The sequence below is a fragment of the Candidatus Aminicenantes bacterium genome, from assembly GCA_026393795.1.
Lineage (GTDB): Bacteria > Acidobacteriota > Aminicenantia > UBA2199 > UBA2199 > UBA2199.
This window is the reverse complement of the sequence record JAPKZL010000025.1, coordinates 1-9,394: the sequence shown is the minus strand read 5'-3', so window position 1 is coordinate 9,394 and position 9,394 is coordinate 1. Positions and strand designations below refer to the sequence as shown.

The following is a 9,394-nucleotide window of genomic DNA, read 5'->3' as shown; positions in this document are numbered from 1 at the left end:
GCTCTTCCGATCTTGGCCCGGCCGCTGGAAACGGTTCGCAGGACCGAAGCGTAACCGAACATTTCCATCAAGGGGATGCTGCCGTTGATCTTCTGCGAGCCCTTGCGGAAACGGCGCATGCTGTCGATCCTGCCGCGACGGCGGTTGATGTCGCCGATGATCTCGCCCACGTATTCGTCGGGGGTATTGACTTCGATTTTCATGATCGGTTCCAGCACATGCGGCGATGCCTTGGCGATGGCTTCCTTGATGGCCAGCTGGGCGCAGGTCTTGAAGGCCTGTTCGCTGGAGTCCACGGCGTGGAAACTGCCGTCGATCAAAACAAACTTGACGTCCATCATGGGATAGCCGGCGTAAGGTCCCTTTTCCATCGAGGCTTTGAACCCCTTTTGAATGGCCGGGATGAATTCCTTGGGAATGTTGCCGCCTTTGATGTTGTTTACAAATTCGAGTCCCAGGCCGGGATTGGGTTCCAGGCGCATGACGATATGGGCGAACTGGCCCTTGCCGCCGGTTTGCTTTTTGAATTTGTAGTTGGCCGGGGCTTCCTGGGTGATGGCTTCGCGGAAAGCGACGGCGGGTTTGCCGACCTGGACCTCGACATGGTGTTCGGTTTTCAACCGGTCGACGATGATCTCCAGGTGCAGTTCCCCCATGCCCGAGATCACGGTCTCCTCGGTTTCATCGTCAAAATGGACCTTGAAAGAGGGATCTTCCAGTGACAGTTTGTGCAACGCCGCCGACAGCTTGTCCCGCTCCTTGGCTGACGGCGGCTCGATCTTCAGGTCGATGACGGTCTCCGGGTAATGGATGTTTTCGAGCAGGACCGGTTCGTTTTCGCTGCACAGGGTGTCGCCGGTGGTCGTGAATTTGGTGCCGATCAGGGCGGCGATATCGCCGGCGCCGATGCGCTCGATATCCTCGCGGCTGTTGGCGTGGATGCGCAGGATGCGGCTGATCCGTTCACGCTTGTCCTTGACCGGGTTGTAGATATAACTGCCGGCTTGCAGTTCGCCAGAATACACGCGGACAAATGTCTGCTGGCCGACGTAGGCGTCGTTGATGATCTTGAAGGCCAGGGAGGTGAATGGTTCCTTGCTCGAGGGCTTGCGCGAGATCACTTTTTCGGGATCATTGGGGTCGCTGCCGATGATGATGCCGCGGTCGATGGGCGAGGGCAGGTAATCGACCACGGCGTCGAGCAGCAGCTGGATGCCCTTGTTCTTGAAGGCGGACCCGCAAAAAACCGGGGTGATGCACAGGGTAAGGACAGCGTGCCGGGTAGCGCGCCGGATATCTTCATCGCTGATTTCTTTGTCGTTTAAAAATTTATCCATCAAATCCAGGTCAAAATCGGCCAGTCTTTCGATCATGATCGCGCGAAATTCTTTGGCCTTGGCCAGCATGTCTTCCGGAATGGCGCTGATTTCCATCTCCATTTCCCGGAAAGTAAAGGCTTGCATTTTTACCAGGTCAATGACGCCCCGGAAATTTTCCTCGCTGCCGATGGGCAGTTGATAGACCAGGGCGTTGGCACCCAGCATATCGTTCATCATGGTGACGGTCTGAAAAAGATCGCCGCCCTGGCGGTCCATTTTATTGATAAAAGCGATGCGCGGCACTTTGTAGCGGTCGGCCTGATGCCAGACGGTCTCGCTCTGCGGCTCGACGCCGCCCACGGCGCAAAAAACCATGACGATGCCGTCCAGGACGCGCAGCGAGCGTTCCACTTCGACAGTGAAATCAATATGGCCGGGAGTGTCGATAATGTTGACCTGGTGGTCCTTCCATTGGGTGGTGATCGCGGCCGAGGAGATGGTAATGCCCCGCTCCTGCTCCTGCTTCATGAAATCCATCACCGCCTGTCCGTCATGCACCTCGCCGGTGCGGTGAATGAGCCCGGTAAAAAAAAGAATGCGCTCGGTGGTGGTGGTTTTGCCGGCATCGATATGGGCCACGATGCCGATATTGCGGATCTTCTGCAGGATTGCTTGTTCCATTTTTATGACTCCTTCAGCAATTTGTCACCGGCGGACACAGCAATTTTCGTGCTGCTGTTATTGACTGTTTTGTAGTTCTTGATCAGGGAAATTAATGGTTGTCTTACCCGTTTTCAGGAAACAAATTGCCTAAATTTATATTCAAGTATACCATATTGCCACCCCTATGACAATGGCTGTAGGGGCATAAAAATGTAGGGGTTCAATATGACCTTTATTGATCTTGTATTGAACCCCTGCCCATGACTGCATGCGATCCATGAAGATGACGCCATTATTATCGGTTACTTATTTAATATGCCATCTAATATTACTGTGACCGCAAGAAAGACAAATGAAAAGATCGAATAAATAATAAAGCCTTTTAGCTCTTTCAATAATCGGCTGATAATTGGATCTTGCAGATCGCGATTGAGTCGTTTTGCTTTAAAATATAAATAGTCTCGATCCCAGAAGAAACCCAATTTAATTGGCTGACCAAGTTCTTGAAAACGACTTTTTATTTCAGTAGCCAATGATGGCACTAACATAAACTGGTATAGCACTACGCCAACGATGTTGATGAACCCTATAAGTTCCAGAACTGCAAACATAATTTTATTATAGCGGAATGAATGAAAATTGGATATAGTGCCTGGCTTGAAAAGCGGAACGGGTTCGGCTATGATGGGTTTCCCATGCTGCGCACGATTTTCTGGTATGCAAGTTTCTGACATCCCGCTGCTGATCGGCTATGTCCCCGGACCCAAAGGGTTTGTCGCCAAAAAGGAAGTAGGCCGCCTCCCCATCGTCGGCATCTGGATGAAACTGCTGGGCTGCATTTTCATCGACCGCAGGGACCGGCGCCAATCGGCCCGGGCCATTGCCCGGGGCATCGCCGACCTGCGGGCCGGCCGCTCGCTGATCGTTTTTCCCGAAGGCACGCGCAGCCAGTCGGGAGTGATGAACCGTTTCAAGGACGGCAGTTTCAAGCTGGCCACCCGCTCGGGTGCGGCCATCGTGCCGCTGACCATCGACGGCTCCTTTCGGCTGCGCGAAGGCAACCGCGGCCGCATCACGCCGGGGAAGGTGCGGCTGCATATCCATCCCGCCATCAGGTCCGAGGTTTTAAGCTCCGTTGACAAGGGAGCCCTGACCGCGACCGTTCAGCGGATCATCGCCTCCCGTTTGTCCGTCGAACAGGATTCGGGGCCGCGCTGAAGAAATCCATCGCCGGGTATTTACTTTTTTAACAATTCTTCTTAGAATTCGTTATAGAGAGAATCGGGTGGCCCGTTCCGTTTTCTCTCGTGAGGCAGGGTGGGGGGAACTAACGTGAACAAGTGTCCCAATTGTGGTGTCGGCAACGCAGACGGCGCGCAGTTTTGTCTTAACTGCGGCAAAGAATTTTCGCCGTTGCCCGCCCATACCCTCGACAGTGACGGCTTGTTCCGGAGCGAGCTGGATCCGATCAAGGAAAAACTGGTTGAAAAGTACCAGATTTTGCGCTTCATCGGCAAGGGGGGCTTTTCGACCGTGTTCTTGCTCAAGGACAAGGTCCTCGAGCGGCCCTGCGCCCTCAAGATCCTGGCGCGCGACCTGACCATGGACATGGAAATGGTCGAGCGTTTCAAGCGCGAGGCCCGTTTGTATGCCAGCCTGGACCATCCCAATATCGTCTCGGTCTATGACTTCGGCTTCCACAACCATGTCGCCTATATCATCTTCAAGTACATCGATGGCGTCACATTGCATGATTACATCCAGCGTCACTTGCCCCTGGCGCAGGCGGAGATCCTGGCCATCGCGTCCGATCTGGTGGGAATCCTCAACCACCTGCACCAGCGGGGCATCATCCACCGCGACATCAAGCCGGACAACGTCATGATCCAGAACGGGGACCGCAAGGTCATCCTGACCGACTTCGGTCTCGCCAAGAAACTCGACAGCACCAACATGACCTCCACCGGCAGGGTCATGGGCAGTCCGTATTATTTCTCGCCGGAGCAGGCCAAGGGGGAAGCGGTCGATGTCCGCACCGACATCTATTCCCTGGGCATCACGATCTATGAAATGGTTTCGGGGATCGTGCCCTTCAAGGGCGACACGCCGTATCAGGTCATCCTCAAGCACATCAACGAGCCGATGCCCGATCCGGCGCGGGCCCGGGCCGACCTGCATCCGGAACTGCAACGCCTGATCCTCAAATGCACCGAAAAAGACCCGCGCCGGCGTTTCCAAACCATGGCCGAACTGGAGCTCGACCTCAAGAAGATCTCGATCGAGGGCAGGGAAGCGAAAACAGTGATCATTGAAGGCCGGCGCCGGGGTCGGGTTGCCAAGCGGCCGCATGTCCGGCCGGCCTTCGCCGTCGCTGCCGTCCTGGCGCTGGCACTGGCGGCGCTTTACTTTTTTATGGTCAGCGGGGCAAAACGACCGGTGCCGGCGGCGCGGGCCGTGCCGGATCAGGCCTCGGTCATGAACGAGGCGCGTTATGTTTCCCTGCTCCGTGAGGCGCGGGAGCTATTGGCCAAGGGTGATTTTTTACCTGCCGGGCAAAAGGCGGCGGCGGCGCGCACGCTCAAGGTCGGGAAGGAGGTGGACGAGCTGGACGAGCAGATCCGTGTCCAATCCGCGGCCGAAAAGAAAAAGCAGGCCGATCGTCAACAAGGGCCGGCGCAGCCGCCGGGACCGGACAAAGCCGGCGCCGACAAGAAACCCGGCGTCCAGAAAATGGCAGCCGTGCCCGAGAACAGGGCGAAGCCGATTTCCCAGGAGCAAGCCCCGGCCAAGCCGGCGAGCAAGAAAAGCGCAGCCGATGAAAAGCCAAGCGTGGCGGCGTCCCAGTTGGATGATTCGGCAAAATCCAAGCCGGCCGAAGCGGCGAGGATCATCGACCTGCCCGTTGCTTTGTGCCAGCAGTACATCAGGGAACTGGGGCTGATCTCCGTCGCCCCCCTGGCTGCCGGCATCCGGGTCAATGGCACGATCACATTGGTGCTGCGCATCGGACAGGCGGGAAATGTCAGCCTGGAATCGGCCAACGACGGCGACGTCAAGATCGAACCCGAATCGCAGCGGGCGGAGATCCTCGATCTGATCAAGACGTGCATCAACGGCATCAAGGTCCAGCCGCCGGTCAACAAAACCGGAGCCGCCGTCCGGATTGAAAACTGGCGTATCGCGTTCCGCATCGGCCGCGACCAGCAGCGGCTGGTTCTGTCGCGGATCAATTAGGGCGTCTACCATGGGAAATCGTGAATCGGTCCGTACCCAGGGCATGGTCACATTGTTTTTTTTCGCCTGGTTCTGTCTGATGCCTGCCTCCATTCGCGCCGGCGATGAAGATCCGCTGGAAACGGCCAGGAAGCTGATCCAGGCCGGGTCCTACGAGGAAGCGGCGCGGGTCCTGGGCATTTACATCGAGAAGATCCGCGCCATCGCCAAGCAGAAAAACCAGGTGGCCGAAGCCTATTATCTTCTGGCCAAAATGTATTTTGAGGTCGGCGACGATCAGAAATGCGATGACAGCCTGCGCGCCGCCCTTAAAAACAACCCGGAGATCAGCCAGGACGAACCCACTGCCGGCTTCAGTGCGCGCCTGGACAAAATCCGGGCCGAGGTCGCGCCCCAAGTTTTTGAAAAACTGAAGAAAGCGGAGCAACGCCGTCTCCAACCCAGAAAGAAATTCCCCTGGCTGCTCGTCGCCGGCACCATCGTGGCGACGGTGCTTGTCATTGTGTTTCTGATGAAGAAAAAGAACTATACCCTAACCGTTACGATCGGAGCCGGTGTCAGCGGAACGCCCGCAGCCGGAAGCTATACCTACAAAAAAGGAACCTTAGTGCCTTATCAATTCGAGCTTGGTGCCGACTACAAAGATCTCATGGTGAAGAGCAACGGAATGGAATTCGCCGCCAGCGGCAACCTGGCCATGGACCGCGACACCCAGCTCGAGGTCTCCGCTACGCCGATGTCCTTCATGGCGACATTGAATGTCAACGCCAAGAGCAATTGCTTCATCCTGAATAATTCGGCCGCTGTCGAGGCATTGATCGATCGCGGCAGTTACACGGTGCAAACGTCGGGCAACGCCTACTATAATGGCACTGATCACTTTAAAGCCGTGCTAGTGTGCTATGAGAGCCTTGACAGCATCACTCACTTTGCTGCGCTGACCATCGGCCAATCGTACAACTTGGACTTAAGAAGCATTGGGGCCCAAGCCCGTTTCCATGCCTTTTTTGTTGAGGAAGGCGAACTCACGGATAATTCCGGCGAGGTCACCCTCTTATTCGGATCGCAGCAGATCAAGGTTCACGGGAAAAACAACTGTATCTCGGCCTGGAACCTCTCGGCGGCCAAAATTTCGATCCCCGCTGGCCCATACTCTGTGCATGTCAGCGGCAGCGCTTACAATTCACCATCCACAACCATGAATGAAATCCTGGTATTTTATCACGGTGTCGATGGTATAACCCTCCAGGCCTTGACTATTGGCCAGACCACGCGGTTTTACACCTACGGCAGCAATTTCTATGCCTTCTTCGTCGAAAAGGATAACGTGGGGGACAACAGCGGCGTGGTGCAACTGGAATTCTTCAATTGAGCTGGCAATGCTCTTTGGTTTTTCCCGGATATAAATCTTGACAATAGTGGCTTGACGATTTAAGCTGGCGGCCATGAAGCTGGAACCGTTCGCCCTGGAAAGATTTTTCGCACGACATGAATTCGGGGGCGCGCACGTGCTATGCGCTTCGGATTGCGAAACTTTCACCGCCGGTGAATTGCTGGCTTTGGATACCGGAGCCGAGGAAAAGTTTGCCGCCCTGCGCCTGGGTTATACCGAAACCGCCGGCAATCCCGAATTGCGCCGGGAGATCGCCGGCCTTTATCAGGGAATTGCCGCCGATGACATCCTGGTCTTTGCCGGGGCCGAGGAAGCCATTTTTGTTTTTATGAACGCGGTGCTGAATGCAGGTGATCACCTGCTTGTCCATTCCCCGTGCTATCAATCGCTGACCGCTGTTGCCGAAGGCAATGGCTGCCGGGTAACCTGTTGGCAAGCAACTCAAGAAAAAGGTTGGGAGTTGGACCTCGAATTTCTCGAAGATTCAACCAAGGGCGCCCCCCAGGCTCTAGTGGTAAATTTTCCGCACAATCCCACCGGATATTTGCCAAGCCGCGATTCTTTTGAGCGCATGCTACAGCTTGCCGAAGCCAAAGGCTGGCTGGTCTTTTCCGACGAGGTCTACCGCTTCTTGGAATACAAGCCGGAAAACAGGCTGCCGGCGGCTTGTGAAGTGTATGAAAACGGAGTTTCGCTGGGCGTGATGTCCAAGTCCTTCGGCCTGGCCGGATTGCGTCTGGGTTGGATTGCCTGCCGCAATCGCGACATTCTCAAAAAAATGGCGGCCTTCAAGGATTACACTACCATCTGCACGGCCGCCCCCAGCGAATTTCTCTCTTCCCTGGCCTTGCGCCATCACGAGACTATCTTGAAACGCAACCGGGAGATCATTGGCCGCAACCTCGATCTGCTGCGCTCTTTCATGCAGCGAAACAGCGAGCATTTTTCCTGGCAGGAACCACTGGCCGGGCCGGTGGCCTTTCCCTGCGTCAATTTCGACGAGGCCAGCGACGCTTTCTGCGCCGGCTTGCTCGAGAAACAAGGCGTGCTGCTCCTGCCCGGACTGCTATTCTCCGCCGCGCCGGCGCAATTCCGCATCGGTTTCGGCCGCCGTGATTTTCAGGCCGGGTTGGAAAAATTGGCTGCTTACATGCGGGAAAGTTTTTAAGCGGATCTTATTAATTTCACGATGCCGGGTGGTAATGGACGTAAACCTTGCGCACCAATTCGATCTTTTCGGTTAGGAGCTTTTCGACCCGGGTGGCGATGGCATCGCCGCTGGTCACGTCCTGGCCGCCGTCAATGCCGATGGTTAGGTTGATCACGAAATAGGGGCCGAAACGGTGGGCATGGATCTCCTCGATGCGCTTGATTTCCCCCACCTTCGCCAGCACCGACCTGATCTTCTTGTCCAGAAAATGACTGGGGACCGAGTCCATCAGGTCGGCCGTCGATTGGCGCAGGATCTCGATGCCGGTGCCTAGGATCAACAGGGCGACCAGGGCTCCGGCCAAAGGATCGACCCAGGGGTGGCCGCGGCGGCTCAGGAAAATACCCAGGCTGGCGGCCAGAGCCGAAAAAACGTCATTGCGGTGGTCAAAGGCCAGGGCGCGGATGGCCAGGTTGCCGGTTTTTTTCCCGACCCGGCTGGTGTAGAGGGTCAAGGCGATCTTCAGCGCCACGGTCAGCAGCGCCACCCATAAAGTGGCCGCGCTGGCGCGGTTCAAATCCGCACCGCCCTTGAGCTGATCGAAGACATCGCTCAGCGAGTTCCAGAAAATGGCGATGGCGGTGGTGATGACGAACGAGCCCACGATCAGGGCGGCGATGCTCTCCATCTGCCGGTGGCCGTAAGGGTGCTCGCTGTCCGGCGGCGCGCCCGCCAGTTTCATGAAAATCTTGACCACAATGTAATAGGCGACATCGGAGGTGGAGTTGATGCCGTCCGAAAGCAGGGCGGCGCTGTGGCCGACGATGCCCATGGTCGTCTTGAGCGCAGCCAGGCCGATGTTGCAGAACAATCCCAGGTTGACCACGGTCTGACCTTTTTTCTGGCGCAGCAGCGTAGCGGGGCTTTCGGCCGGCAGGAATTCGTTCACCACTTTTTCCATCTCATTTCCCTGTCGGCCGGGACAGCCCGATCAGGAACCGATGCGGAAGGCACGGTAGTGCTTGAAACTCCAGTGCAGCTCCTGGATGGTCACCTTGATGATGCCGGTGACCGGGATGCACAGCAGCAGGCCCATCAGGCCGAACATTTCGCCGCCGATAAAAATGACGATGATCACCAGCAGCGGGTGAATCTCCAGGCTGCGGCCCAGGATGTTGGGCGAAACCAGCGTGTCGTCGATCATGCGGATGAGGAGAAAGGCGAGGATCACCACCAGGGCGGCGTTCAGGGAGCCCTTGTCGATGACGTTGAGGATGATGGCCGGCACGGCGCCGACGATCGGTCCGAAATAAGGGATCAGGTTGGCCACACCGGCTATGGCGCCGATGATCAGGCAATAAGGCACTCTGAGGATAGCCAGGGCGGTGATGGATAGGATACCAATACACAGGGAGACCAACATCTGGCCGCGGATAAAGCTGCTCAATTGGCCATCGATTTTATGAATTAAATTGATAGTCATTTCAAAATAGCGATTGGGCAGGGTTTGAATGAAAGATTTCTTCAGCCTCCGGCCGTCTTTGAGCAGGAAGAAAGTCATGAATGGGATCAGGAACAGCGAGATGACCATGGGCAGGATACTGGGAATCAGTTGGAGGCTGCGGTTAAGCATGT

8 protein-coding genes are annotated in these 9,394 nt (G+C 56.2%); 4 read left to right on the top strand and 4 right to left on the bottom strand.

The features are described 5' to 3' along the window. The coding region (fusA, locus tag NTW95_01260; GenBank protein ID MCX6556057.1) for an elongation factor G at nt 1-2,000 on the bottom strand (2,000 nt) is incomplete at its 3' end. A gap of 284 nt (nt 2,001-2,284) precedes the next feature. Next, nucleotides 2,285-2,593 (bottom strand): hypothetical protein, encoded by a 309-nt coding sequence (locus NTW95_01255; protein MCX6556056.1) that lies wholly within the window; start codon nt 2,591-2,593, stop codon nt 2,285-2,287. A gap of 106 nt (nt 2,594-2,699) precedes the next feature. Here NTW95_01255 and NTW95_01250 point away from each other — a divergent pair, with 106 nt between their 5' ends. The 4 genes from NTW95_01250 (at nt 2,700) to NTW95_01235 (ending at nt 7,777) form a co-directional block, all read left to right on the top strand. Next, entirely contained in the window at nt 2,700-3,200 is a 501-nt protein-coding gene (locus tag NTW95_01250) for a lysophospholipid acyltransferase family protein (GenBank protein MCX6556055.1), read from the top strand. A gap of 114 nt (nt 3,201-3,314) precedes the next feature. Then, the gene (locus NTW95_01245; protein ID MCX6556054.1) at nt 3,315-5,216 is read left to right on the top strand and encodes a protein kinase; all 1,902 of its coding nucleotides are present in this window, start codon (nt 3,315-3,317) and stop codon (nt 5,214-5,216) included. A 10-nt stretch (nt 5,217-5,226) separates the two neighbouring features. After that, nucleotides 5,227-6,588 (top strand): hypothetical protein, encoded by a 1,362-nt coding sequence (locus NTW95_01240; protein MCX6556053.1) that lies wholly within the window; start codon nt 5,227-5,229, stop codon nt 6,586-6,588. A 73-nt stretch (nt 6,589-6,661) separates the two neighbouring features. After that, on the top strand, nt 6,662-7,777 hold the full coding sequence (locus NTW95_01235; protein MCX6556052.1) for an aminotransferase class I/II-fold pyridoxal phosphate-dependent enzyme: 1,116 nt from the start codon (nt 6,662-6,664) through the stop codon (nt 7,775-7,777). Nucleotides 7,778-7,793: 16 nt separating this feature from the next. On the opposite strand, the gene NTW95_01230 is transcribed toward NTW95_01235, so the two are convergent. Both NTW95_01230 and NTW95_01225 read right to left on the bottom strand, forming a co-directional pair. Further along, a complete protein-coding gene (locus NTW95_01230) occupies nt 7,794-8,720 on the bottom strand; it encodes a cation diffusion facilitator family transporter (protein MCX6556051.1) in 927 nt (308 codons plus the stop codon). Nucleotides 8,721-8,750: 30 nt separating this feature from the next. Continuing rightward, a partial coding sequence (locus NTW95_01225; GenBank protein MCX6556050.1) for an AI-2E family transporter occupies nt 8,751-9,394 on the bottom strand: 644 nt, incomplete at its 5' end.